The sequence below is a fragment of the Dyella sp. A6 genome, from assembly GCF_036320485.1.
Classification (GTDB): Bacteria; Pseudomonadota; Gammaproteobacteria; order Xanthomonadales; family Rhodanobacteraceae; genus Rhodanobacter_A; species Rhodanobacter_A aluminiiresistens.
In genome coordinates this window covers 2,627,808-2,652,535 of the sequence record NZ_CP132911.1, presented here as the reverse complement: position 1 = coordinate 2,652,535, position 24,728 = coordinate 2,627,808, and the positions used below count along the sequence as shown (strand labels likewise).

At 65.0% G+C, this 24,728-nt stretch carries 24 protein-coding genes; 15 read left to right on the top strand and 9 right to left on the bottom strand.

All coding sequences use genetic code 11. From position 1 onward, the window contains the following. Window positions 1–105: 105 nt before the first annotated feature. Window positions 106–1,338, bottom strand: coding sequence for a phosphoglycerate dehydrogenase (serA, locus tag RA164_RS11955; protein WP_329741075.1), 1,233 nt, complete (start codon window positions 1,336–1,338; stop codon window positions 106–108). 110 nt (window positions 1,339–1,448) lie between these two features. Between serA and RA164_RS11950 the strand changes: the two genes are divergently transcribed. Beyond that, entirely contained in the window at window positions 1,449–2,837 is a 1,389-nt protein-coding gene (locus tag RA164_RS11950; RefSeq protein ID WP_329741074.1) for an FAD-binding oxidoreductase, read from the top strand. Window positions 2,838–2,894: 57 nt separating this feature from the next. Then, on the top strand, window positions 2,895–3,851 hold the full coding sequence (pip, locus tag RA164_RS11945; RefSeq protein ID WP_329741073.1) for a prolyl aminopeptidase: 957 nt from the start codon (window positions 2,895–2,897) through the stop codon (window positions 3,849–3,851). A gap of 50 nt (window positions 3,852–3,901) precedes the next feature. Here the strand turns inward: pip and upp are convergent, their stop codons facing one another. From upp to RA164_RS11905, 8 genes are all read right to left on the bottom strand, one after another. After that, window positions 3,902–4,543: a uracil phosphoribosyltransferase gene (gene upp / locus RA164_RS11940; RefSeq protein WP_329741072.1), complete on the bottom strand. Its 642-nt coding sequence runs from the start codon at window positions 4,541–4,543 to the stop codon at window positions 3,902–3,904. A gap of 119 nt (window positions 4,544–4,662) precedes the next feature. Then, window positions 4,663–5,013, bottom strand: a complete 351-nt coding sequence (locus tag RA164_RS11935; RefSeq protein WP_329741071.1) for a PsiF family protein — start codon at window positions 5,011–5,013, stop codon at window positions 4,663–4,665. A 423-nt stretch (window positions 5,014–5,436) separates the two neighbouring features. Next, on the bottom strand, window positions 5,437–5,982 hold the full coding sequence (locus RA164_RS11930; RefSeq protein ID WP_329741070.1) for a hypothetical protein: 546 nt from the start codon (window positions 5,980–5,982) through the stop codon (window positions 5,437–5,439). 11 nt (window positions 5,983–5,993) lie between these two features. After that, on the bottom strand, window positions 5,994–7,448 hold the full coding sequence (locus RA164_RS11925; RefSeq protein WP_329741069.1) for a DUF2235 domain-containing protein: 1,455 nt from the start codon (window positions 7,446–7,448) through the stop codon (window positions 5,994–5,996). 15 nt (window positions 7,449–7,463) lie between these two features. Next, window positions 7,464–8,126, bottom strand: coding sequence for a hypothetical protein (locus RA164_RS11920; RefSeq protein WP_329741068.1), 663 nt, complete (start codon window positions 8,124–8,126; stop codon window positions 7,464–7,466). 15 nt (window positions 8,127–8,141) lie between these two features. After that, a complete protein-coding gene (locus RA164_RS11915) occupies window positions 8,142–8,837 on the bottom strand; it encodes a hypothetical protein (RefSeq protein ID WP_329741067.1) in 696 nt (231 codons plus the stop codon). A gap of 15 nt (window positions 8,838–8,852) precedes the next feature. Next, entirely contained in the window at window positions 8,853–9,410 is a 558-nt protein-coding gene (locus RA164_RS11910; RefSeq protein WP_329741066.1) for a hypothetical protein, read from the bottom strand. A gap of 206 nt (window positions 9,411–9,616) precedes the next feature. Then, window positions 9,617–11,113, bottom strand: a complete 1,497-nt coding sequence (locus RA164_RS11905; RefSeq protein WP_329741065.1) for an aminotransferase class III-fold pyridoxal phosphate-dependent enzyme — start codon at window positions 11,111–11,113, stop codon at window positions 9,617–9,619. Window positions 11,114–11,382: 269 nt separating this feature from the next. On the opposite strand from RA164_RS11905, the gene RA164_RS11900 reads away from it, so the two are divergent. The 13 genes from RA164_RS11900 to motB all read left to right on the top strand — a co-directional run bounded on the left by RA164_RS11900 (window position 11,383) and on the right by motB (window position 24,718). After that, entirely contained in the window at window positions 11,383–12,294 is a 912-nt protein-coding gene (locus RA164_RS11900) for an ABC transporter ATP-binding protein (RefSeq protein ID WP_329741064.1), read from the top strand. Beyond that, complete coding sequence (locus RA164_RS11895; RefSeq protein WP_329741063.1) at window positions 12,294–13,085, top strand: ABC transporter permease; 792 nt, start codon at window positions 12,294–12,296, stop codon at window positions 13,083–13,085. The genes RA164_RS11900 and RA164_RS11895 overlap by 1 nt, the downstream gene beginning before the upstream one ends. A 15-nt stretch (window positions 13,086–13,100) precedes the next feature. Continuing rightward, the gene (locus RA164_RS11890) at window positions 13,101–14,321 is read left to right on the top strand and encodes a sensor histidine kinase (protein WP_329741062.1); all 1,221 of its coding nucleotides are present in this window, start codon (window positions 13,101–13,103) and stop codon (window positions 14,319–14,321) included. Between the two features lie 189 nt (window positions 14,322–14,510). Further along, window positions 14,511–15,116 (top strand): response regulator transcription factor, encoded by a 606-nt coding sequence (locus tag RA164_RS11885; RefSeq protein ID WP_329741061.1) that lies wholly within the window; start codon window positions 14,511–14,513, stop codon window positions 15,114–15,116. A 67-nt stretch (window positions 15,117–15,183) separates the two neighbouring features. Then, the gene (gene queA, locus RA164_RS11880) at window positions 15,184–16,215 is read left to right on the top strand and encodes a tRNA preQ1(34) S-adenosylmethionine ribosyltransferase-isomerase QueA (protein ID WP_329741060.1); all 1,032 of its coding nucleotides are present in this window, start codon (window positions 15,184–15,186) and stop codon (window positions 16,213–16,215) included. Window positions 16,216–16,229: 14 nt separating this feature from the next. Continuing rightward, window positions 16,230–16,838 (top strand): flavin reductase family protein, encoded by a 609-nt coding sequence (locus RA164_RS11875; protein ID WP_329741059.1) that lies wholly within the window; start codon window positions 16,230–16,232, stop codon window positions 16,836–16,838. 40 nt (window positions 16,839–16,878) lie between these two features. Next, on the top strand, window positions 16,879–18,021 hold the full coding sequence (gene tgt / locus RA164_RS11870) for a tRNA guanosine(34) transglycosylase Tgt (RefSeq protein WP_329741058.1): 1,143 nt from the start codon (window positions 16,879–16,881) through the stop codon (window positions 18,019–18,021). A gap of 211 nt (window positions 18,022–18,232) precedes the next feature. Further along, a complete protein-coding gene (gene yajC / locus RA164_RS11865; RefSeq protein ID WP_329741057.1) occupies window positions 18,233–18,565 on the top strand; it encodes a preprotein translocase subunit YajC in 333 nt (110 codons plus the stop codon). 100 nt (window positions 18,566–18,665) lie between these two features. Beyond that, the gene (gene secD, locus RA164_RS11860; protein WP_329741056.1) at window positions 18,666–20,561 is read left to right on the top strand and encodes a protein translocase subunit SecD; all 1,896 of its coding nucleotides are present in this window, start codon (window positions 18,666–18,668) and stop codon (window positions 20,559–20,561) included. A 15-nt stretch (window positions 20,562–20,576) separates the two neighbouring features. Continuing rightward, complete coding sequence (gene secF / locus RA164_RS11855) at window positions 20,577–21,539, top strand: protein translocase subunit SecF (RefSeq protein WP_329741055.1); 963 nt, start codon at window positions 20,577–20,579, stop codon at window positions 21,537–21,539. A 145-nt stretch (window positions 21,540–21,684) separates the two neighbouring features. Then, on the top strand, window positions 21,685–22,755 hold the full coding sequence (locus tag RA164_RS11850; RefSeq protein ID WP_329741054.1) for a sterol desaturase family protein: 1,071 nt from the start codon (window positions 21,685–21,687) through the stop codon (window positions 22,753–22,755). A gap of 71 nt (window positions 22,756–22,826) precedes the next feature. Next, window positions 22,827–23,696, top strand: a complete 870-nt coding sequence (gene motA, locus RA164_RS11845; RefSeq protein WP_329741053.1) for a flagellar motor stator protein MotA — start codon at window positions 22,827–22,829, stop codon at window positions 23,694–23,696. Further along, complete coding sequence (gene motB / locus RA164_RS11840; protein WP_329743540.1) at window positions 23,696–24,718, top strand: flagellar motor protein MotB; 1,023 nt, start codon at window positions 23,696–23,698, stop codon at window positions 24,716–24,718. The genes motA and motB overlap by 1 nt, the downstream gene beginning before the upstream one ends. The last annotated feature ends 10 nt before the right edge of the window (window positions 24,719–24,728 follow it).

The window sequence follows — 24,728 nt, the reverse complement described above, 5'->3', positions numbered from 1 at the left end:
AAAACCGTGGGATACCGAATGTACAGCGGTATCGGCATCCCACGGGAATGACTTGAGCGGCGCCCTGGGGCAGGGCGCGCCAAAGGCTTCTGCGATCGGCCGGCGTCAGTACAGCACGCGGCTGCGCAGCGTGCCCGGAATCGCCGCCAGTTGTTCCTTCAGGGCGTTGGCCTGTACTTCGTCGGCGGCCACATCGATCACCACGTAGCCCACTTCCGCGTCGGTCTGCAGGAACTGCGCGTCGATATTCATGTTGCCGGCCGAGAACAGCTCGTTGATGCGCGACAGCACGCCCGGCACATTCTTGTGGATGTGCAGCAGGCGACGGCTGCGCGAGTGCTCCGGCAGCGATACCTCGGGGAAGTTCACCGCCGACAGGGTCGAGCCGTTGTCGCTGTAGCGCACCAGCTTGCTGGCCACTTCGATGCCGATGTTGTCCTGAGCTTCCAGCGTGCTGCCGCCGATATGCGGGGTAAGGATGACGTTGTCCAGCCCGACCAGCGCTGACACGAACGGATCGCCGTTGCCCTTGGGCTCGACCGGGAAAACATCGACCGCGGCGCCGGCCAGGTGCTCCGAGCGAAGCGCCGCGGCCAGTGCATCGATATCCACCACGCTGCCGCGCGAGGCGTTGATCAGCATCGCGCCCTTGCGCATCGCGGCGATTTCCTTCGCGCCGAACATCATCCGCGTGGACGGCGTTTCGGGCACGTGCAGGGTCACCACGTCGGCACGCTGCAGCAGGTCGTCGAGGCTGTCGGCCGGGCGGGCATTGCCCAGTGCCAGTTTGGTCTCGACATCGTGGTAGATCACCCGCATGCCCATGCTTTCGGCGAGCACACCCACCTGGGTGCCGATATGACCGTAGCCGATGATGCCGAGCACCTTGTCGCGTGCCTCGAAGCTGCCGACGGCCGACTTGCTCCAGCCGCCACGATGGCACTGCGCGCTCTTCTGCGGGATGCCACGCAGCAGCATGATGGCTTCGGCGATCACCAGTTCGGCCACGCTGCGGGTGTTCGAATAGGGGGCGTTGAACACCGGAATGCCCATCCGCTCGGCGGTGCCCAGCGCTACCTGGTTGGTGCCGATGCAGAAGCAGCCGATCGCGATCAGCCGTCGCGCGTGCTGCAGCACGTCGTCGGTGAGCTGGGTGCGCGAGCGCAGCCCCACGAAGTGCGCTTCGGCGATGCGCTCCTTCAGCAGGTCTTCAGGCAGCGACTTCTTGTGGTATTCGATCTGCGTGTAGCCGGCCCGCTCGAAGGTGTCCACGGCGGTCTGGCTCACGCCTTCCAGCAGCAGTACACGGATGTCTTGCTTGGGGAATGAGGTTTTCATGGCGGTCTCTGGGCGAGGAATACTCCCCACTATGCCAGAACTGCGGCGTTGCAGCACTGGACGTTTGGACATCCAAATGGCAGTCTCGTCATAACGTAGACGGAGTCACCATGAACCACCCCCTGGAGGATCTTTCCCGCCGCTTGCCCGGCTTGCGGTTGCTTGCGGATGCCGGCGATCTGGAGCATTACGGTCGAGACTGGACCCGGCGCTGGACCCCAGCGCCCTGCGCTGTGGCGCTGCCGGCCAGCATCGAGGAGGTGCAGGCCATCGTCCGCTGGGCGAACGAGCATGAGGTGGCCCTGGTGCCCTCGGGCGGCCGTACCGGTCTGTCCGGTGGGGCGGTGGCGGCACACGGTGAACTGGTGGTGAGCCTGGAGCGGATGAACCGCGTGCTTGGGTTCGATGCGGTCGACCGTACGCTGACCGTGCAGCCGGGCATCGCGCTGGAGGCCGTGCATGCCGCGGCACGCGAGCACGGCCTGATCTATCCGGTGGATTTCGCCGCGCGCGGCTCCTGTTCCATCGGCGGAAACATTGCCACCAATGCCGGCGGCATTCGGGTGATCCGCTATGGCAATACCCGCGAGTGGATCGCCGGTCTCAAGGTGGTGGCCGGCAATGGCGAGCTGCTCGAACTCAATCGCAGCCTGGTGAAGAACTCCAGCGGCTACGACTTCCGTCAGCTGATGGTCGGTTCCGAGGGCACTCTGGGCATCGTGGTCGAGGCCACCCTGAAGCTCACCGATCCGCCGCCGCCCTCGCAGGTGATGCTGCTGGCCCTGCCGGACATGGATGCGTTGATGCAGGTGTTCGCTGCGTTCCGCGCGAAACTGTCATTGCAGGCATTCGAATTCTTCACCGACGTGGCGCTCAGGCACGTGCTGGCGCATGGCGCGCAGCGTGCGATCGACGGCGACCACCCCTATTACGTGGTCACCGAGTTTGACGCACAGGACGAGGCGGCTACGGATCGCGCGCTTGATGTCTTCGGTCATTGCGTCGAGCAGGGCTGGGTCAGCGACGGGGTGATCGCGCAGAGCGAGGCCCAGGCCGCGGCGCTGTGGCGCCTGCGCGAGGGTATTACCGAAAGTCTGGCGCCGCATCGTCCCTACAAGAACGACGTGTCGGTGCGGATCGGCGCCGTGCCCGGTTTCCTGCACGCGATGCAGGCCTTGCTGGCGCGCGAATATCCGCAGATCGAGGTGGTCTGGTTCGGCCATATCGGCGACGGCAATCTGCACATCAACGTGCTCAAGCCGGAGGCCATGGCCGATGCGGAATTCATCACCCAGTGCGAGCACGTGACCAAGCTGCTGGCAGCGACCTTGCAGGAGCACGGCGGCAGCATTTCCGCCGAGCACGGCATCGGCCTGGTCAAGAAGCCCTATCTCGGCAGCACGCGCAGCGCAGCGGAAATCGCGTTGATGCGCGGCGTGCGCACGGTGTTCGATCCGAACGGCATCCTCAACCCGGGCAAGCTGTTCGCCGACGACTGAGCTCAGCAGCGTGCGTGATAACCTGCGCGGTCATAGCCACCCTGCAGAGGTTCCCACATGACCCAGGAACGCCGCACGCTGTACCCGGAAATCGAGCCGTTTGACCGGGGCATGCTGAAGGTCTCCGAGCTGCACACGCTCTACTACGAGCAGAGCGGAAACCCGCACGGCAAGCCGGTGGTGTTCCTGCATGGCGGCCCCGGTGGCGGCACCAATCCGAAGTGCCGGCGCTTCTTCGATCCGGCGGTCTACCGCATCGTGCTGTTCGACCAGCGCGGCTGTGGCCAGTCCACGCCGCATGCGGAGCTGCGCGACAACACCACCTGGGATCTGGTGGCCGACATCGAGCGCGTACGCCAGCACCTGGGCATCGACCGCTGGCAGGTATTCGGCGGTTCGTGGGGTTCCACCCTGGCTTTGGCCTACGCGCAGACGCACCCGGACCGGGTGACCGAACTGGTGCTGCGCGGCATCTTCATGTTGCGCCGCTTGGAGCTGGAATGGTTCTACCAGAAGGGCGCCGACGCGCTGTACCCGGATACCTGGGAAACCTTCCTTGCGGCGATTCCCGAAGTGGAGCACGGCGACCTGATGAGTGCCTACCACCGACGGCTGACCAGCGACGATCCGGCCGTGCGGGTGGCGGCGGCGCGCGCGTGGTCGGTGTGGGAGGGCTCGACCAGCTATCTCTATCAGGACCCGGCCAGCATCGGTTCGCATGACGAGGACGCCTTCGCGCTGGCGTTCGCGCGGATCGAGTGCCACTACTTCGTCCATGGTGGCTTTTTCGAGCACGACGACCAGTTGCTGCGCAACGTGGACCGTATCCGCCAGATTCCCGCCGTGATCGTGCAGGGACGCTACGACGTGGTGTGTCCGCTGCGCAGCGCGTGGGATCTGCATCGCGCCTGGCCCGAGGCGGATCTGAGCATCGTGCAGGATGCCGGGCATTCGGCGTTCGAACCGGGCAACATCCATGAACTGGTGGAGGCCACGGACCGCTTCCGCGGCTGAGCTTCCGGGCCGCGGTGTGATGAACGTCGCGGCCGGCGCAGCGCTGCCGGTCAGTCGCCGGCCAGTTGCTTGGTGCCGAAGATCTTGTCGCCGGCATCGCCGAGGCCAGGCAGGATGTAGCCCACTTCGTTGAGGCGTTCGTCGATCGACGCGGTATAGATCTCGATGTCCGGGTGCGCCGCCTCGATCCGCTTCAGGCCCTCCGGCGCGGCGACCAGAAACAGCCCCTTGATGCGGGTGCAGCCGGCAGCCTTGAGCATGTCGACGGTGGCGACCAGGGTGCCCGCGGTGGCGAGCATCGGGTCGACGATCAGTGCGATGCGCTCGTCCATGCGGCCGGTTAGCTTTTCGTAGTAGGCGATCGGCTGCAGCGTTTCTTCGTCACGCTGCAGGCCCACCACGCTGACCTTGGCGGCGGGAATCAGCTCCAGTACGCCCGGCAGCATGCCCAGGCCTGCGCGCAGGATCGGCACGATGGTGATCTTCCTGCCCTTGATCCGCTGCACACTGACTGGCCCGGCCCAGCCTTCGATGGTTTCCTCGACGGTTTCGAGATCCTGCGTGGCTTCGTAGGTGAGCAGTGAGGCCACCTCGGACGCCAGTTCGCGGAATTCCTTGGTGCTGATGCCGGCGCGGCGCATAAGGCCGAGTTTGTGGCGGATCAGGGGGTGGCGGACCTCGACGATCTTCATGGCGCTGCTCGCTGGGTGAGTGACCCAAAGCATAGCGGCTGGCGCGAGGCAGGTGCCCGGTGGCAACAAAAAAAGGGCGCCGCCGGACTGGCGACGCCCCAGATCGAATGCGACGCGGGTCAGTGCCCCTTGAGGCAGCTGCTCATGAAGGTCTTGCGCGCGGCGCCCTTCAGCGACTTGGTCTTGGCCTCGACATTACAGGCCTTCATCTTCTCGCGCTGCGCCATTTTCTTGCTGCTGCTGGTGGCAGCCATTTTCGAGTGAGCCGTGCTGCTCATGCTCTTGCCCTTCAGACAGGCGCTCATGAATGCCTTGTGCTCGGCACCCTTCTTGCCCTTGGACTGGTGGCTGCATTCGGCCATACGCTGCTGTTGCGCAGTGAGTTTCTTGCCGGTCGGCGCCGCATGGGCAGAGACGGTGGCGAGCGCCAGTACGGCGCTGGCGGCAAGCAGGCTGAGTCGCATGGTCATGGGTGCTTCCTCCTGAAGATGGACCGGCGGATGTGCCGGCCGATGCAGTCTATGCCTGCGCGGCGGTTCAGCGATAGCTGCGCCGCACGATGGATAAGGGGGGTGTTCAGGCACTCAGGATGGCCGTGTACTGCATGCAGAAACGCACCGGCCGGGTGCGACGCACTTCGACTAGATAATTCCTATTTCGGGCGCCAATCGACGCCGAGGCCGTTTCAGGCGGCCCTGCTTTCCGTCCTGCGGAGGCCTTCCAGCAGCGCGCTGCGCACGTGCGCCACGATCCGGTCGGGTCGACCTCGGCACTGGTGATGCTGAAGTGCGGGGTGAAGCGTGACGTTCAGAGGCACGGCTATCCGGCAGCCAGCCAGCGTGGCTCGGAGACTCCCTGCTTCTCCGATCCTGAGCACCGTAGTCATTGCGCTGCTACGGGGCGAGTTGCATCCATCGATTCTTCACCTTCGCGCAAAGGCCGCCACCTTCCGCGCAAGGCGCCAGCTTGCCGCTCGCAACCGCCGCATTGACCAGGCCAACCCATTCGGAACGGATCATGTCCTGATGCGTGCGCATGCCGATGTAGGCCGCTGCCGCGATCACCACGATGGACGCTGTCGCGCTAGCGACAAACGCCTTCCACGCGTTGGCCGCATGCACTTTTTGCAGTGCTTGCATCTGCCGTTCCAATGCGCTGGTCGCGGACTGGATATTCCGCGTTCCCGCCTGCATGGTCTGGCCTGCCTCTTCCAGCGGTTGACGCAGGCCTTCCGTCAGCAGGTTTGCGGCAGCGCGCTTGAATTCCGCGACAGCCGTCGCCGTCAGGCGTTCCGCGGCGGCACTCGCCTGCTGCACCGAATACTCCATGGATTGCGCGGCCTGTGCGGTTTGACGCACGGCTTCGTCGCCACGTTGTTCCAGCAGATCCGTGAATGCGGCCAGTTTGACCGCCAGCGCCTTGATCTCATCCTGATCCATGCCAACTTCCCTCAAAGGCTGAAACCGCGGCACTGCTGTGCCGCCTGTTGTGATTGCATCTGAGCCTGCAGCGCCGCGGCCTGCTGTGCCTGCACTTCCAGGTTGTATTGCTGGCCTTGCCCCAGCCACGCCTGCCCTTGTGACGATTCGAGGTAGGCGTTGCCGATCGCGCGCATGTCGGCGCAATCGCCCTTGGCCGCAGCCGCGCACAGGCCGTCGAACATGTCGTCGATGGAGCTTGCCTTGGTGATGGAAGGGGCCGCGGTGCCCGGCGACAGGTCGGTTCGCACCGGCTGCCGCGTGAACGCCGCATTCAGCCGTTCGTCGCGCGGTTCCGCATTGAAGGGGTCGTGTACACCGGGCCTTTCGCCGTACACCGGTGCATCCGTTTGCCTGTCGCGGCCAACGATGATCTGCGGCACCAGGCGTTCGACATGGCCGCTCGGCTTGTCCCGGTTCACTTGGAACGGGCGGTAGTACCACGCGCCTTCTTCCGATCGGTGCACCACGTTCAAGCGCGGGTCGTCGGGTTCGGCAGGCTTGTGCAGGAATGGTTTGTCGCTCAGCGCATTCAGGTAGTTGATGGCGAGGTTTTCGCTGCGTACCGTCAAGCCGTCGCGGAAGTAACCACCACCGATGTCCGAATGCGCGCCGGCGACAGTCACGCCCAGGAAACGACCGTCCGGCGTCTGGCCCGGGTCGATGATGTGGTCGGACTTGAACAACCGGCGCCGTTCGTCCTCGGCGGTGATCTGCAGGCCCGAGATCACCGAGGGTGGCGGCCGCAGGTCGTGGTCGTGCGGCGCACCCGTGCCCACGGGGTCGAACAGCAGTTCCGCCTGCGCCACCTGGCCCGGAGCCACCAGCGGAGGCTTGGTGTATTCGACGTGTGTGACCAAGAGACCGTCGTGGGTGAGGGCATATTTCGCGCCGGAGGTATCCTGGATGCCGCGCACCTGAATCAGCCGAGCCAGGCCGGCAGCCTCCACCGCGCCGCGGCTGAAGCCGAGATCGACAACGCGGATTTCGGCTCGGGGGTCTTCTGCGCGCCACTTCTTGGCCTGGTCGATGAACTGCTTGTATGCGGTTTCGATGCGCTCCTCGTAGGTACCCCCGGTCATGCCATCCCAGGTACGCGCCGCCCAGTTGTCTTGTGTCCCCGGGCCGGGCACATAGCCTGGCCGTATCCGTGGGTCATCCAGTGCAAGGATTTGGTCGCGGATTTTCGCGACGTTGGTTTCCGGACCAAGCTGGGGCTGGGTCTCATCGTTGCCGGTACCGTCCAGGCATGCAACGTAGAGCCGCTCGTGCGGGTTGTCGGTATGCAGGAACACCGGTGCATGAAAATGCGCAAGTTGCCGCTCGGCATCCACGTAGGTCTGCAGGCGCCGCGCATCGGCCGGGTAATACGACACACCATCGTCCTGGATGCCGTCGCGATCCAGCGTGTTGTCCTTGTCACCCATCGCACGCTCCTTCGCTCAGTAGGTGTGGCGCCAGGCCAGGAACATGTCGTCACGGAAATCGCTGTCTTTGTTTCCCGGAATCTGTTCCATTTTCGTGGGAATGAGCATCGATATGTAGACACTGATGGTGCGGTCGTTGACTTCCACGTCGATGTTGGGAAAGCCAGCGAATCGACCTTCGTAAAAGTCCGTCATATCCGCCTTGGGGACGTTGTGCCAGATCAGGCGATCCTTGAAGATCGCGTCGAGGTCGACTTTGGCGTCGTGCTGCACGCCATCGAGCGATTTCCAGTGCACTTCGACGGGGCATGGGAAGCTCGGTAAAGCGATGTCGTATCCCCCCCAGGCATCTTTCAAGTTGGCGGGCGGGGGCGGCGAAACCTGATCCGGCGCGTTGTCCACCTCACGTCTGTAATAGATGACCTTGCAGCCGATCGCGTTGTAGCAATGCGCCGCGAAATTGTGCCCTCCAAAATGCAGCGGCACTTCCCTGGTCAGTGCTGGTGGTTGCCTGAAATCGCTATTGTCCTGGGATGACATTGCCTTGCTCCCTGTGATCAGCATCAACGTCATGATGGCAAACGCCCATGGGCGCCATCGTGAAGTATTTGCCGGGTAATACGACACGCCATCGTCCTGGATGCCGTCGCGGTCCAACTTGTTGTCCTTGTCGCCCATCGCACGCTCCCTCGCTCAGTAGGTGTGGCGCCAGGCCAGGAACATGTCGTCCCGGAAGTGGCTGTATTTGTTCCCCGGAATCTGTTCCATTTTCGTGGGAATGAGCATCGATATGTAGACACTGATGGTGCGGTCGTCGACTTCCAGATCGATATCGGGGTCACCAGCCACCGGGCCTTCGTAGAAATCCGTCATGTCCGCCTTGGGGACGTTGTGCCAGATCAGTCGATCCTTGAAGATCGCGTCGAGGTCGACTTTGGCGTCGTGCTGCACGCCATCGAGCGATTTCCAGCGAACTTCGACGGGGCACGGGAAGCTGGGAATGGCGAGGTCGTATCCTCCCCAGGCATGTTTCAAGTCGGCGGGCGGTGGCGGCGAAACCTGATCCGGCGCGTTGTCCACCTCACGCCTGTAATAGATGATCTGGCAGCCGATCGCGTTGTAGCAATGCGCCGCGAAATTGTGCCCTCCAAAATGCAGCGGCACCTCCCTGGTCAGTGCTGGCGGTTGCCTGAAATCGCTATTGTCCTGGGATGACATCGCTTTGCTCCCTGTGATCAGCATCAACGCCATGATGGCAAACGCCCATGGGCGCCGTCGTGAAGCATGTTCCGGGGCACGCGTGCTGGTACGCCGCGCATTTGCCGGGTAATACGACACGCCATCGTCCTGGATGCCGTCGCGATCCAACTTGTTGTCCTTGTCACCCATTGCACGCTCCTTCGCTCAGTAGGTGTGGCGCCAGGCCAGGAACATGTCGTCCCGTCCGTAGCTGTATTTGTTTCCTGGAATCTGTTCCATTTTCGTGGGGATAAACATCGATATGTAGACGCTGATGGTGCGGTCGTCGACTTCAAGGTTGATATCCGGCTCACCAGCCACCGGACCTTCGTAGAAATCCGTCATGTCCGCCTTGGGGACGTTGTGCCAGATCAGTCGATCCTTGAAGATCGCGTCGAGGTCTACTTTGGCATCGTGCGGCACGCCATCGAGCGATTTCCAGCGAACTTCGACGGGGCACGGGAAGCTGGGGATGGCGAGGTCGTATCCTCCCCAGGCATGTTTCAAGTCGGCGGGCGGTGGCGGCGAAACCTGATCCGGTGCGTTGTCCACCTCACGCATGTAATAGACGATCTTGCAGCCGATCGCGTTGTAGCAATGCGCGGCGAAGTTGTGTCGTACGAAATGCAGCGGCACTTCCCTGGTCAGTGCTGGCGGTTGCCTGAAATCGCTATTGTCCAAGGATGACATGGCCCAGCTTCCTGGGGCCAGTATCAACGTCATGATGGCTAACGCCCATGGGCGCCACCGTGGAAGATGTCCGGACATTCATGCTCCTGGTTCCATGGACCATGGCGCCAAGGCTACTCGTACCGCAGCCAGTCGCTAGCTGCAGTTTGTGCGATGTAAGTTGGGATTGCCCGTGCCTGGTGTGACGGGTCGTGTAGGCGTGGCGCCCGCCGCCGTGTGGGCGGCGGGCGCGGGGGAGGTCAGGCGGCCTTGCTTTCCGCTTTGCGGGGGCCTTCCAGCAGCGCGTGGCGCACGTGCGCCACGATCAGGTCGACCTCGGCACTGGTGATGTTGAAGTGCGGGGTGAAGCGCAGCGAATTGACGCCGCCATGGATCACGCCGATGCCGTGTTCGCGCATGAACTCCTCGGTGGACCCTTCGCCGTAGCACTTGAACTGTGGCGCCAGCTCGCACGAGAACAGCAGGCCGGTGCCCTGTACCTTGGTGATCAGGCCGCCCAGTTCGTCTTTGAGCGTGTTGAGTTTGTCCACGAACTCCTTGCCGCGCACGCGGATGTTGCTGCGCACCTCGTCGGTGAGTTCGGTCAGCGTGGCCAGCGCCACGTCGAGTGCGCGTGGGTTGGCGGTCATGGTGTTGCCGTAGATGCCCTTGCGGTACAGGCTGGCCGTGCGCTCGTTCACCGCCAGCACCGACAGCGGGTACTGGCCGGCGTTGAGTGCCTTGGAGAAGGTCTCCATGTCTGGCGCCGGCAGTTTTTCAAAACCGGGGTAGTCGGTCAGCGACAGCACGCCGTGCGCGCGCAGGCCAGCCTGGATCGAGTCGACCAGCAGCAGGCTACCGTGCGCCTCGGTGAGTTTGCGTGCCAGCGCGTAGAACTCCGGGGTCACCGCACGGCCGGGGTCGCCTTCGCCCATCACCGGCTCGAGGAACATCGCCTCGATGAACCAGCCGTGCTTGTCGGCATCGGCGAATACCGCTTCCAGCTGGGCCGTGTTATACGGCTCGACGATCAGCAGGGTGTCCTCGTGGCGGTAGCTGGCCAGGTGCTGCTGGTAGGTCTTGCGCGAGGAGTCGGAATACAGCGCCGGTTTGTCGGTGCGGCCGTGGAAGGCACCCTTCACCGCCACGCGCTTGATCGCACGGCCCGCGTAACGGCCGCCGGCATCGGTCATCAGTTTTGCATTGACGTCGGCGATGCGGCAGGCCAGACCGACCGACTCGGAGCCGGAGTTCAGGCACAGGTAGCGTGCATAAGGGTTGCTGTCGCGGTTGCGACCCAGCTCGCGGGCCAGAGCCTGGGTGAAGCGCAGCTGCGAGACGCTGGGCGTCATCACGTTGGCCATCACCTGCGGTCGTGCCAGGGCCGCGTCGATGGTCGCGTTGTTGTGGCCGAAGCCCAGCATGCCGTAGCCGCCGTTGTCGTGCAGTACCGCACCCTTCAGGGTGACGATCCACGGACCACGCGCCGCTGCCGGCATGTACGGGTTCACCGCGTCGTCCGGATAGAAATTCACGAAGCCGGCTTGTGCCTGCGTGATCTGTTCGGCCTCGTCCAGCTTCAGGAAGTCGGCCAGTTCGGCGCGCAGTTCGCGATGGTGGGCCAGGGCGGCGGCTACCGCCTCGCCGAGCATGGAGTCGGCGGCCGCCATGCGCTCGATGCTGGCGTCGTCCAGACCCGTGGTGCGCGGCTTGCCGCCGAATTCGCGCAGTTCGCGCAACTGTTCAATCAAACCCATGGTTCTCTCCTCGAATCCGCCGGCGCCTCGCACCCAGCGCGAAGCAGGCCGACGCATGTCAGTGCCGGGCGATACGGGGCTGACCGCCCGCGTCGTTTGCCCGCAGCACCTGTCGTGGGTACGTCAGGTGCGGTCATGACCACCGAGCATAACGCGCTGACCGGGGTGGCCGGTACCCCCGCATGACGGCTGTCATACCCGATGGCTGACGCCTACGACTGGGTGGCGGAACCGGTCATCCTTACGCTGCGATGCAAGGAGGATTCACCATGAACGATGCATCGCCATTTGTCGCGCGCCTCGTGCAGGCCGCCAAAGTCTATGGTCCGTTGACCGCACTGGATGGAGTCGATCTCATGCTGCGCCGCGGCGAACTGCTGGCGCTGCTGGGGCCCAATGGCGCCGGAAAAAGCACCAGTATCGGCCTGCTGCTGGGGTTGATCCGGCCCGATACCGGCCAGGCCGAACTGTTTGGCCAGGACCCGCAGCGGATCGAGGCACGACGACGCATCGGCGTGATGCTGCAGTCCGCCAACCTGCCGCCGGCGCTGCGCGTGGGCGAACTGCTTCGACTGACCGCCAGTTACTATCCCGCTCCCCGTACCTTGGCCGAAAGTGCTGAACTGGCCGGCATCGGTGACCTGCTGAAACGGCTCTACGGCAAATTGTCCGGCGGCCAGCAGCGGCGCGTGCAGTTCGCACTGGCGCTGTGCGGCCGGCCCGAGCTGCTGTTTCTGGACGAGCCGACCGTTGGCATGGACATCGATGCGCGCCGCAAGTTGTGGGCGACGATGCGCGAACTGGTCGCCGACGGCTGCTCGGTGGTGCTCACCACGCATTACCTGGAAGAAGCCGAGGCACTGGCGCAACGCGTGGTGGTGCTGGGGCAGGGCCGCGTACTGAGCGAGGGCAGTGTGGACGATTTGCGCGCCCGGGTCGGGCTGTCGCGGATCCGTTGCCGCAGCGATCTCGATCCCGCTGCGGTGGCGCAGTGGCCGCAGGTTGCCTCTACGAGCCAGGTCGACGGACATCTGCAGATCGCCACCGCACAGGCCGAGGCGGTGGTGCGTCGCCTGCTCGATGCCGACCCCGCGCTCGGCGAGCTGGAAGTGCAACGCGCCGGTCTGGCCGAGGCATTCACCGAACTTACCCGTGACACATCCCTGCAGGAGGCCGCCTGATGAACACTGCAACCTATGCCGTGGTGCCCGCCGACGCGGTCGGCATGCCGAAGGGGCGCGTACTTGGCGCTTACCTCGCCGAGGCGCGCAGCGAGTGCCTGCGCTACCTGCGCAATCCGTCTTTCATGCTGCCGATCATGTTGTTCCCGGGGTTGTTCTACCTGGTGTTCGGCATCCTGATGGCAAAGGCCAATGGCGCCGATGCGGCGCGCTACCTGCTGGCCAGCTACGGCGTGTTCGGCGTGATGAGTCCGGGCCTGTTCGGCTTCGGCGTGTCGCTGGCGCTGGAACGTGACGGCGGCCTGCTCACGCTGAAGCGGGCGTTGCCGATGCCACCCGGGGCCTACCTGCTTGGCAAGATGCTGATGGCGATGGCCGCCGCCGGAGTAGTGATGCTGATGTTGCTGGCGATGGCGCTGGGACTGGCGCACCTGTCGCTGACGATGGTGCAGGTCGGCGGGCTGCTGCTGACCGGCGTGCTGGGCGTGCTGCCGTTCTGCGCGCTGGGCATGTTCGTCGGCACCCTGGTCAAGGGGCAGGGGGCGCCGGCCGTATTGCAACTGATCTACCTGCCGATGTCTTTCCTGTCCGGTCTGTGGTTTCCGCTGCCGATGTTGCCGAAGGCGCTGCAGCAGGTCGCGCCGTTGTGGCCGAGCTATCACCTCGACCGCATCGCGCTGGCAGTCGTGGGCATGGCGCAGGGGACGTGCTGGCCGCATGCGCTGGTGCTGGCCGGCTTTACCGCGGTGTTCTTCATGCTGGCCGCGCGGCGTCTGCGCCGGTCCGGTTGAAGTAGGATGCCGGGTATGCCTGCTGTCCCGTCCGCGCTGTGCCGCCTGTTGGCCCGCTGGTTGTCGCCGGCGCCGGACTCGCTGGCGGCGCAGAGCATCCGTCGGGGCAAGTCGCCGTGGATCGATGCCGTGCATCTGCTGTGGACGGTGTGGATCTTCATCACGCCAGCGTTCGATCCCTCAGCCTGGAACCTGCGCTGGTGCCTGCTCACGGCATTTTCCTATCCGGTGTTCCTGTGCCTTTATGCTGGGAATATCGTGGCGCGGCGACGGGTGTCGCGGGTCTACGCAATCGGCATGATCCTGCTGTGCCAGATGCTGATGCCGTGGTATCCCAGCGGCCTGACCTACTTCGTGTTCGGTTGCGTGATGCTGCGTGTCTGCGGCATGTCGTTCCGGCGCTACCTGGCCTCGCTGCTGCTTGCCGACATGCTGCTGCTGCTCGAGGGCTGGCTGCTGCATTACCCGTGGCAGGCCACGATCATGATCGCCAGCATGACCCTGATCATCGGTGCGATCGTCAATGCCGAACGCATGAGCGATGAGAAGGACGCCGAGCTGCGGCTTTCGCACGAAGAGGTGCGTCGGCTGGCGGCCACCGCCGAGCGCGAGCGTATCGGCCGCGACCTGCACGACCTGCTCGGCCACACGCTGTCGCTGATCACCCTGAAGCTGGAACTGTCGCGCAAGCTGTTCGATCGCGACCCGGCCGCGGCCCGGCGCGAGGCGGAGGAGGCCGAACAGGTGGCACGCCACGCACTGGCCGAGGTGCGCTCGGCCGTCACCGGCATCCGCGCCACCGATCTGGTCGCCGAGCTGGCCTCGGCGCGACTGCTGCTCGGGTCGTCGCAGGTGCATCTGGATTACGGGTCGCCGCCACCCGGTCTGCCGGCCGAGGTGGAGCGGAGCCTTGCCCTGGTGCTGCGCGAGGCGGCGACCAACATCGCGCGTCACGCACAGGCCGGTCGCGCACAGATCGAATGGACGCATCAGGACAGCGAACTGTTGCTGTGCGTGAGTGACGACGGGCGCGGTGGCGTGGCCGCCGAGGGCAACGGACTGTCCGGCATGCGCGAACGCGTGCGTGCACTGGGCGGCCGGCTGCAGATCGACTCGTCCCGCGGCCGCGGAACCCGCCTGCTGATTCGCGTGCCCTGCCCGGTGGCGCGTGCGGACGCAGTGGAGGCATCGCCGCCCGCCGACGTGGGCACATTGGCGCCGGGGCATGCCGCATGAGGCGGGGCATGCGCCGGCATACGCGGGCTTGAGCACGCCGCCTTGCGAAGACATGGAAACCTTCAGCATGTGGATCGATGACGATGGACGGGGTGGCATGGCCACCCATGACTGCTGTGTCAAAGGCGCGCGCGTGCGAGTGAGTGCGCCGTGCCCCGGGGTGACGCGGGCGCGTCATGGAGGTGCCGCGTGATCCGGGTACTGCTGGCGGAGGACCAGGCCATGGTGCGCGGCGCACTGTCGGCACTGCTGAACCTGGAATCCGATATCGAGGTGCTCGGTTCGGCGTCCGACGGCGAGGCGGCCTGGCGCGAGATCCAGCGGTTGAAGCCGGACGTGCTGGTCACCGACATCGAAATGCCGGGACTGACCGGGCTTGAGCTGGCCCAGCGTCTGCAGCGCCATGACGAGCTGGGCATCAAGGTGATCATCGTCACCACCTTTGCCCGGCCCGGCTTCCTGCGCCGTGCACTGGATGCGGGCGTGTCCGGGTATCTGCTCAAGGACGCACCGGCAGAGAACCTGGCGGAAGCCCTGCGCACCGTACATCGCGGCGGTCGTGCAATCGATCCGCAACTGGCGGTCGAAGCCTGGTCCGAGGCCGATCCGCTGAACGACCGCGAACGCCAGGTGCTGCGCATGGCCGGCGAGGGACAGTCCGCCAACGACATCGCCACGCAACTCAGCCTCTCGCACGGCACGGTGCGCAATTATCTTTCCGAAGCGATCGGCAAACTGGGCGCGGCCAATCGCATTGAGGCCTACCGTCTGGCACGACAGAAAGGCTGGCTGTAGGTGCCTCCAGCACGCGGCGGCGAATCGGAGGGATAATTACCCTTTCACCGTGCCGGAAGCTGTTCCATTGAAGAAGTCCGATTTCGATTTCGACCTGCCTCCCGAGCTGATTGCCCAGGCGCCGTTGCCGGAGCGGTCCGCCAGTCGCCTGCTGCTGCTCGACGTGCCGGCGCAGTCGCGGCAGGACCGGCTTTTCCGCGATTTGCCGGGGTTCCTGCGGCCTGGCGATCTGCTGGTGTTCAACGACACCCGCGTCCTGCCGGCCCGGCTGTACGGGCGCAAGGACACTGGCGGCGCGGTCGAGATCCTGATCGAGCGTGTGACCGGTGCGCACGAGGCGGTAGTGCAGCTGGGGGTCAGCAAGAAGCCCAGGGAAGGCGGTCGCATCGAGCTGGCCGATGGTAGCCACGCCACCGTGCTGGGGCGTGACGAAGGCTTTTTCCGGCTGCGTTTCGAAGCGCCCGAGCCGCTCGAGAAGCTGCTGCTGAAGCTGGGTGAGATGCCGCTGCCGCCGTATATCGAGCGGCACGCCGACGCGGCCGACATGGAGCGCTACCAGACCGTCTACGCACGCGAGCCCGGCGCGGTGGCCGCGCCGACCGCCGGCCTGCATTTCGATGAGCCGCTGCTGGCCGCGCTGCGCGAGCGCGGGGTGGATTTCGGTTACGTGACCCTGCACGTGGGCGCCGGCACGTTCCAGCCGGTGCGGGCGGACGACATCAGCCAGCACCACATGCACAGCGAGTGGCTCAACGTGGGGGCGGGGCTGATCGAGAAGATCCACCGTACCCGTGCGGCCGGCGGCAGGGTCATTGCGGTCGGCACCACTGTAGTGCGCGCGCTGGAGAGCGCGACCGTCGATGGCCAGTTGCATCCGTTCGCGGGCGAAACGCAGATCTTCATCTTCCCCGGCTACCGCATCACCAGCATCGACGGCCTGATTACCAACTTCCACCTGCCGCAGTCGACCCTGCTGATGCTGGTTTCGGCGCTGGCCGGACGCGAGTTCATGCTCGACGCCTATCGTCATGCGGTCGAGCAGCGCTACCGGTTCTTTTCCTATGGCGATGCCATGCTGATCCTGCCGCAAGGCGTCTGACCGGAGGCGCGTCGATGGAACTGGATTTCGCCACGCTCGGCGCTGCCGACGCCTATCGCTGGCTGGCCGCCACCGTGACGCCACGGCCGGTCGCCTGGGTGTCCACCCTGTCCGCGAATGGCACCAGCAATCTGGCGCCGTTCAGCTTTTTCCAGGTGATCTGCGACGAGCCGCCCACCTTGATGGTTAACGTGGGCCTGCGTCCCGATGGCAGCCTGAAGGACACGCTGCGCAATGCGCGGGCTACCGGCGAACTGGTGATCCATCTGGTCGATCGCGCGCATGCCGAGGCGATGAACGCCACCGCCGCCAGCCTGCCGAACGACGTGAGCGAGTTCGAACGCTGCGGCATCGCCACGCTGCCGGCCGTGCGGGTGGCGCCGCTACGGGTGCGCGACGCGGCGGTGGCCTTCGAGTGCACGCTGGCCGACGTGCTGCCGTATCCGGCCGAACAGCCGCGCCAGTTCCTGCTGTTCGCGCGGGTGCTGCTGGCGCACATCGACGACGCGGTACTGGCGGACGGTCGCCATGTGGACACGGCCCGGCTCGACCTGGTCGGTCGCCTGGGCGGCAGCCACTACACCACCACCCGTGACCGCTTCTCGATGGTGCGGCCGGCGTAGCGGCGCGACACGGAGCGTCCGGGCCGGCGATAATAGGCCGATGAGCTCCCTGAATTTCGATCTTCTGGCCACCGACGGCGCGGCCCGGCGCGGCCGCCTCAACTTCGCCCGCGGCACGGTGGAGACGCCGGCGTTCATGCCGGTCGGTACCTATGGCTCGGTGAAGGCGATGACCCCGCGCGACATCGTCGAGACCGGCGCCGAGATTATCCTCGGCAATACCTTCCACCTGTTCCTGCGGCCGGGGCTGGATATCGTCGGCGCCTTCGAGGGGCTGCACCGTTTCATCGGCTGGAAGCGGCCGATCCTCACCGATTCGGGCGGTTTCCAGGTGTTCTCGCTGGCGCACAAGCGCAAGCTCACCGAGGAAGGCGTGACCTTCGCCTCGCCGGTGGACGGCTCCAAAGTGTTCCTGTCGCCCGAAGTGTCGATGAAGATCCAGACCGTGCTGGATTCGGACATCGCGATGATCTTCGACGAATGCACGCCCTACCTGGTCGACGGCGCGCCCGCCACGCAGAAGCTGGCTTCGGATTCGATGGAGCTGAGCCTGCGCTGGGCTGCGCGTTCGCGCCAAGCCTTCGACGAGCTGGGCAACCCCAATAGCCTGTTCGGCATCGTGCAGGGCGGCGTGTACGAGACGCTGCGCCGGCGCTCGGCCGAGGGGCTGGTCGGGATCGGTTTCGACGGCTACGCGGTGGGCGGTCTGGCGGTGGGCGAGCCGGAGGAGGAGCGCAACCGCACGCTGGACTTCACCGTGCCGATGCTGCCCGGCGACCGTCCACGCTACCTGATGGGGGTGGGTCGGCCGGAAGACATCGTCGAGGCGGTACGCCGCGGCATCGACATGTTCGACTGTGTGATGCCCACCCGCAACGCCCGCAACGGATTCCTGTTCGTGCCCGAGGGCACCCTGCGCATTCGCAATGCGAAATTCGCCGACGATACGCGGGTGATCGAGGAGGGTTGCGACTGCCATGCCTGTGCCAATGGCTTCAGCCGGGCCTATCTGCGCCACCTGGACCGCTGCAACGAGATCCTGGCCAGCCAGCTGGCCACCATGCACAACCTGCGGCACTACCAGCGGCTGATGGCCGGCTTGCGCGAGGCGATAGCGGCGGGCAAGCTGGACGACTTCGTTGCGGCGTTCTATGCGCGGCGGGCAGGGGCTGCCGTCGGCTAGGGGCGTGCCGGGGAACCGGCGCGGGGCTCCGGCGTTCCTAATCTGTGGGGGCTTGTATGGGGCGTCCACTGCCCCGATACCGAGTCAAACGTGGCCGCACCCGTGCCGATGGGCGCAGTGCATGGCCTTGGGGGGCGTGGCATAATCCACGGTCTTTTACCGGTTGCCTGCCGGAAAATCCAGCTGGCACCATAACTTGCGAGACAAGCTGATGAGTCTTCCGTTGCCCTTCGTGATCGCCCAGGCCGCACCCGCCGGTGCCGCCGGTGGTGGACTGTCGATGATCATCTTCATGGTGGTGATCTTCGGCGCCATGTATTTCATGATGATCCGCCCGCAGACCAAGCGGCAGAAGGAACATCGCGCCATGGTCGCCGCGCTGGCCAAGGGCGACGAGGTGGTGACCAACGGCGGATTGGCCGGTCGCGTCGACGAGGTGGGCGAGTCCTTCCTCACCATCGAGATCGCGCCCAACGTCAAGGTGAAGCTGCAGAAAGGGGCGGTGTCGCAGGTGCTTCCCAAGGGCACGCTGAAGTCGGCCTGAGCCAGGGGAGCCCGTCACTGGGCATTCGTCGAGAGGTGCGGCCAGGACGGCTGCTGCTGATTTTCGCGATCACGGACGGTCGCTGCGGGATTACCCAACCATGAGTGATTTTCCACGCTGGAAATACGCGCTGGTCGCCATCGTGATGGTGCTCGGCATTCTGTATGCGTTGCCCAATGCGTTCGTGCCGCTGTCGGCGGTGCAGGTGTCCGCGGTGCACAATGCGCCGGTGGATGCGGCACTGGAGCAGAAGGTCGTCGCCACGCTGCAGAAGGACAAGATCGCCTACAAGAACATCAGCCTCAAGCACAACAAGGCCAAGGGCGACTACATCCTGATCGGTTTCGCCAACGGCGACCTGCAGAACAGCGCCGCCGATTCGCTCAAGACGGCGCTCGGCGAAGACTACACCGTGGTGTTCAACCTCGAGTCGACCGTGCCGGGCTGGCTGCAGGCGATCGGCGCGCGCTCGATGCCGCTGGGCCTGGACCTGCAGGGTGGCGTGCACTTCCTGATGAAGGTCGACCAGCGTGACGTGGTCAACAAGCAGGAGATCCGCTACACCGAGGACATCACCTCGCTGCTGCGCGACAAGAAGATCCATTACACCTCGGTGACCCGCAACAGCATCCACGGCAAGGGCGTGGTGGTGGTGTTGCCGACGGCGGCCGATCGCACCGCTGCGTCCGATGCCATTGCCACGGCCTTCACCGACCTCGACGTCAGCGACGGTCCCAGCACCGGCGACCGCTTCGTGCTGGACGCGGTGGTGAAGCCGGAGGCGCTGCGCAAGCTGGCACAGGCCACCATCACCCAGAACCTGGCCACGCTGCGCAACCGCATCAACGCGCTGGGCGTGTCCGAGCCGGTGATCCAGGCCCAGGGCAACGACCAGATCGTGGTCGACCTGGCTGGCGTGCAGGACCCGGCCGAGGCGAAGCGGGTGATCGGCGCCATCGCCACGCTGCAGTACGTGGCAGGCCTGGGCGGTCCGAGCGACCCGGCCGTGCAGGATGCGGTGCGTACCGGCATCGTGCCGCCCAACGCTCACCTTTACTACGGCACGCATGGCGAACCGTACCTGGTCAGCAAGCGCGTGATCGTCAGCGGCGAAGAGCTGGTGGACGCGTCGTCGGGCACCGATCCGGACAACGGGTCGCCCAGCGTGAACGTGACGCTGAACTCGGTCGGCGCCAAGAAGATGCTCGACTTCACCCGCGACAACGTGGGCAAGCCGATGGCGGTGGTCTACGTCGAAACCGTCTACGACAACAAGGTGGTGGACGGCAAGGAAGTGCGCACGCCGAAGGTCAAATACAAGGTGATCAACTACGCCACCATCCAGGGCGTCTTCAGCAACAAGTTCCAGACCAACGGCCTGGGCAGCCCGAAGGAAGCCTCCGAGCTGGCGCTGCTGCTGAAGGGCGGCTCGCTGGCGGCGCCGATGGACATCGTGGCGCAGAGCGTGATCGGGCCCAGCATGGGCAAGCAGAACATCAGCAAGGGTCTCGACGCGGTGCTGCTGGGCCTGGGCCTGGTGCTGGTGGCGGCGGCGATCTACTACAAGCTGTTCGGCCTGGTGGCGGATATCGCGCTGTTCTTCAACCTGGTGATCCTGGTGGCGGTGATGTCGATGATCGGCGTGACCCTGACCATGCCGGGCATCGCCGGTATCGTGCTGACGCTGGGCATGGCGATCGACGCCAACGTGCTGATCTGCGAGCGCGTGCGCGAGGAACTGCGCAACGGCTCCACGCCGCTGGCTTCGATCCGCGCGGGTTACGAGAAGGCCTGGTCGACCATTCTGGACGCCAACGTCACCCACCTGATCGCGGCGCTGGCGCTGATGACGATCGGTTCGGGTGCGATCCGCGGCTTCGGCGTGACGCTGTTCATCGGTATCAGCACCTCGCTGTTCACCTCGGTGACGATGACGCACGCGATCACCGCGCTGCTGCATGGCGGCCGCAAGAAGCTCAAGACGCTGTCGGTGTAAGGGGAAGCGGACGCTATGGAAATTTTCAACCACAACAGCAACATCCACTTCCTCGGCCTGCGCCGCTACACCATCGGCCTGGCGATCATCCTGGTGATCGCCTCGATCGTTCTGATCTCGGTGCGCGGCCTGAACTATGGCCTGGACTTCACCGGCGGCATTTCGGTGCAGGCGCAGTACAGCCAGCCGGTGCAGACCGGCAAGGTGCGCGATGCGCTGGTCAAGGGTGGCATCGAGGATCCGGTGGTGCAGAGCCTGGGCGGTACGCGCCAGGTGCTGATCCGCTTCCAGCCGAAGGACGACACCCACAACGTGCCGAAGGACGGCAAGGTCAATCTCGACCTGGTCGCGGCGGACGTGGCCAAGGCGCTGCAGGCCGTGCGGCCGGACGCCAAGGTGGTCAGCCCCAGCTACCAGAGCCCGCAGGTCGGTGCCGAGCTGCGCAGCAGCGGCGTCTACGCGGCGGTGTTCGTGATCATCGGTATCGGACTGTATCTGTGGATCCGCTTCGAGCGCCGCTTCGCGATCGCGGCGCTGGTCACCGAGGTGCACGACGTGCTGGTGACGCTGGGCGTGATCGCGCTGGTGCAGCGCCAGTTCGACCTGACCGTGCTGGCTTCGGTGCTGGCGGTGATCGGTTACTCGATCAACGACAAGGTGGTGGTGTTCGACCGTATCCGCGAGCTGTTCCGCCTGGCCCGCAAGGCCGAGCCGGAGGAAGTCCTCAACCGTTCGATCAACAGCACGCTGTCGCGAACCATCATCACTTCGCTGTTCACCGGCATCGCGATGGCGGCACTGTTCTTCTTCGGCGGCCCCAGCGTGCACGGCTTTGCCGTGACCATGCTGATCGGTATCGTGGTCGGTACGCTGTCGTCCATCTTCGTGGCCAGCCCGATCCTGCTGTGGCTGGGCGTGTCGAAGAAGGACCTGATGCCGGTCACCAAGGAAAACCCAGAGCTGGCACGGCGCCCCTGAGCGCGTCGGTTCCTGCTCGACCTGCGACGGCCCGGATGCCTTCCGGGCCGTCGTCGTTTCCGTCATGCGAAAGCCTGATGAATGGTGCCGGTGCGATAATTCCGGTCCTGATGAGTAGGCCGAAGCGGCATCGGGTGTAGCGGCAATGGGCGAACTGGCGGCAATCTGGTCGAAACTGGTGACATGGCTGGCCGTCCACGCGATCGCGCCTGCACTGGCTTTCATCCACATGACGGCGTGGACGGACGATCCGCGCGACATCTCCGCATTCATCCTGCTGGCGGTGATCCAGGTGCTGGTGATCGCCTTGCTGTTCCGGCCGATGGAGAGTCTGTGGCCGCAGGAGCACTGGCCGGAGCGCAGTCTGACCCGCATCGACCGTGCCTACACGCTGCTGAAACTGCTCGGTGTGCTGCCGCTGTTCACCTATCTGGTGCTGTCGCCGCTGGGCATGCTGTTCGGCGGCGGCGACAACGATCCGGGTGGACTGATCAGCCTGCAGGGACTGTTTCCGTGGTTCAGTTCCCATCCGCTGGTCCTGTTCCTGGCGTATTACGCCATCTACGACTTCGTCTATTACCTGATCCACCGCATGCAGCATGCGATTCCGTGGTGGTGGGCGCTGCACAGCCTGCATCACAGCCAGCGCCAGCTCAATTGCTGGTCGAACGACCGCGACCACTACCTGGACGATTTCCTCGAGGCGATGATCTTCGCCCTGGTCGGCATCCTGATCGGCGTGTCGCCTGCCGACTACGTGCTGCTGGTGATGATCGGCAACCTGCTGCAGAACTTCTCGCACGCCAATGTGCGGATCAACTTCGGGCCGGTGCTGGACAAGCTGCTGGTCGATCCGCGTTATCACCGGCTGCATCACATGCGGGTGGACCCGGACCGGCCGAACCTGCACAACTGCAATTTCGGTCAGGTATTCCCGCTGTGGGACATCCTGTTCGGCACCGCGCGCTACGGCGAGGAGCCACGGCCGACCGGCGTCGGCGATCCGCGGGTCGACCACGACAACGAGCTGGGCATCGTGGCCCAGCAGATCGAGGCATTGCGCCGGTTCTGGGGTGCCTTCCGCTGCCGTGCGGGCTGGCGTCCCGGTGACGTGGCGTTCGGCGAGGGCTACGTGCCGGTCTCCACCGATCACATCGACCTGCACCAGTTCGAGCGTGGCGAAGCGGCCCAGACTGCGGACATGCGCAGCGCCTAAACGCGCGTTCAACTTTACTGCCGCGGTGCCGATAAGGCTTGCGGGGACATGGGGTCCCGCGCGGAGTCCAGATGCTTGTCCTTGTCGGTTGCCTCGTCGTCGTTTCCTGTGTGCTGGGCGGTTTCGTGCTGTCGCACGGCCATATCCTGGCACTGTGGCAGCCGTATGAGCTGATGATCATCGCCGGCGGTTCGTTCGGTGCGTTCCTGTCGGCCAACCCGCCGAAGATCGTCAAGCATGCGGTGTCCAACGCAATGGCGCTGCTGAAAGGTCCGAAGTACCGCAAGCAGGATTATGTCGACCTGCTCGAACTGCTCTACGACATCTTCGGCGTGATCCGCAAACAGGGGCTGCTGGGGCTGGAGTCGCATATCGAGGACCCGCAATCGAGTGCCCTGTTCACCGCCTATCCGCGGTTGATGAAAGAACATGAGCTGATCGAGTTCATCACCGACTGCCTGCGCCTGATGGTGGGCGGCAACATGAATCCGATCGAGCTGGAACAGCTGCTCGAACTGGAGCTGGAAACGCATCAGCAGGAGGCCGAGGCGCCCGCGCTGGCCGTGATGAAGGCCGCCGATGCATTGCCCGGGTTCGGCATCGTGGCGGCGGTGCTGGGCATCGTCACCACCATGTCGCAGTTGAGCGGCAACACCTCGACCATCGGCGAGCATATCGCCGGCGCGCTGGTCGGTACCTTCCTGGGCATCCTGCTGTGCTACGGCTTCGTCGGTCCGCTGGGTGCGGCGATGGAAAGCCGCGTGCACGAGGACGGGCGCGCATTCGAGTGCGTCAAGGTTGCCCTGCTCGCGTCGCTGCGCGGCTACAACCCGAAGGTGTCGGTGGAGTTCGCACGCAAGACCTTGTCGCCGCATACCCGCCCGGGTTTCCAGGATCTCGAGGACCACCTCAACGGCGCGCGCAACGGGGCCGCGGCGTGATCGAGGACGACAAACAGGTCCAGGTCGTCATACGGCGGGCACGCCGCAAGGCGAATCATCATCATGGCGGCGCCTGGAAAGTGGCGTACGCCGATTTCGTCACCGCGATGATGGCGTTTTTCCTGGTCATGTGGCTGCTGGGCATTGGCTCGCGCCAGCAGCGCGCGGCGATTTCCGCATACTTCAAGAATCCCAGCATGACGCCGGGCCAGGCGACCGTGGCGCCACCCGGCATGCTTGGCCCGGGTGGCGCCAGCGACAGCATGATCAAGCTGGGTGGCGCGATGGATCTGCCGCATGGACCGGGCAAGGACCTGCATGCGTCGCGGAAGATCTCCAAGGCACAGGCCGAACAGGTGGCGCGCGAGCAGGAAAAGGCCCGGCTGGAGCAGTTGATGCAGCAGCTGCATGCGGCCATCTTGAACAGTCAGGCGCTGGCGCCATTCAAGGACCAACTGCTCATCGACATCAGCCCGCAGGGCCTGCGCATCCAGATCGTGGACAAGCAGAACCGCCCCATGTTCGATACCGGCAGCGCCACGCTCAAGCCGTATACGGTGGCGATCCTTCACGAGCTGGCCGGTTTCATCAACCAGGCACCGAACAAGATCAGCATCGCCGGACACACCGACGATGCGCCGTACAGCGGCCAGGGTGGTTACAGCAACTGGGAGCTTTCGGCCGACCGCGCCAATGCCGCGAGGCGTGCGTTGCTGGCCGGTGGCATGAAGCCGGACAAGGTGGCCAGCGTGGTCGGGCTGGCCGATTCGGTTCCGTTCGACAAGGCCGATCCGGGCAGCCCGACCAACCGCCGCATCAGCATCGTGCTGTTGACGCGCAAGGCGCAGGACGCCGCAGTCACGCAGGAAGGCGGAACCGCCGCGGTACCGCAACAGCCGGCAGCTTCGAGCCAGCCTGCCGTGCCACCGCCGGCGGCACCTGCCGCGCAGCCGCCCACCCAATCGCCTGCACAGCCACCTTCGGGGGTGCCGACCGTGACCGTCACGGCAGCACCGCTGTGATCCAGCCCGG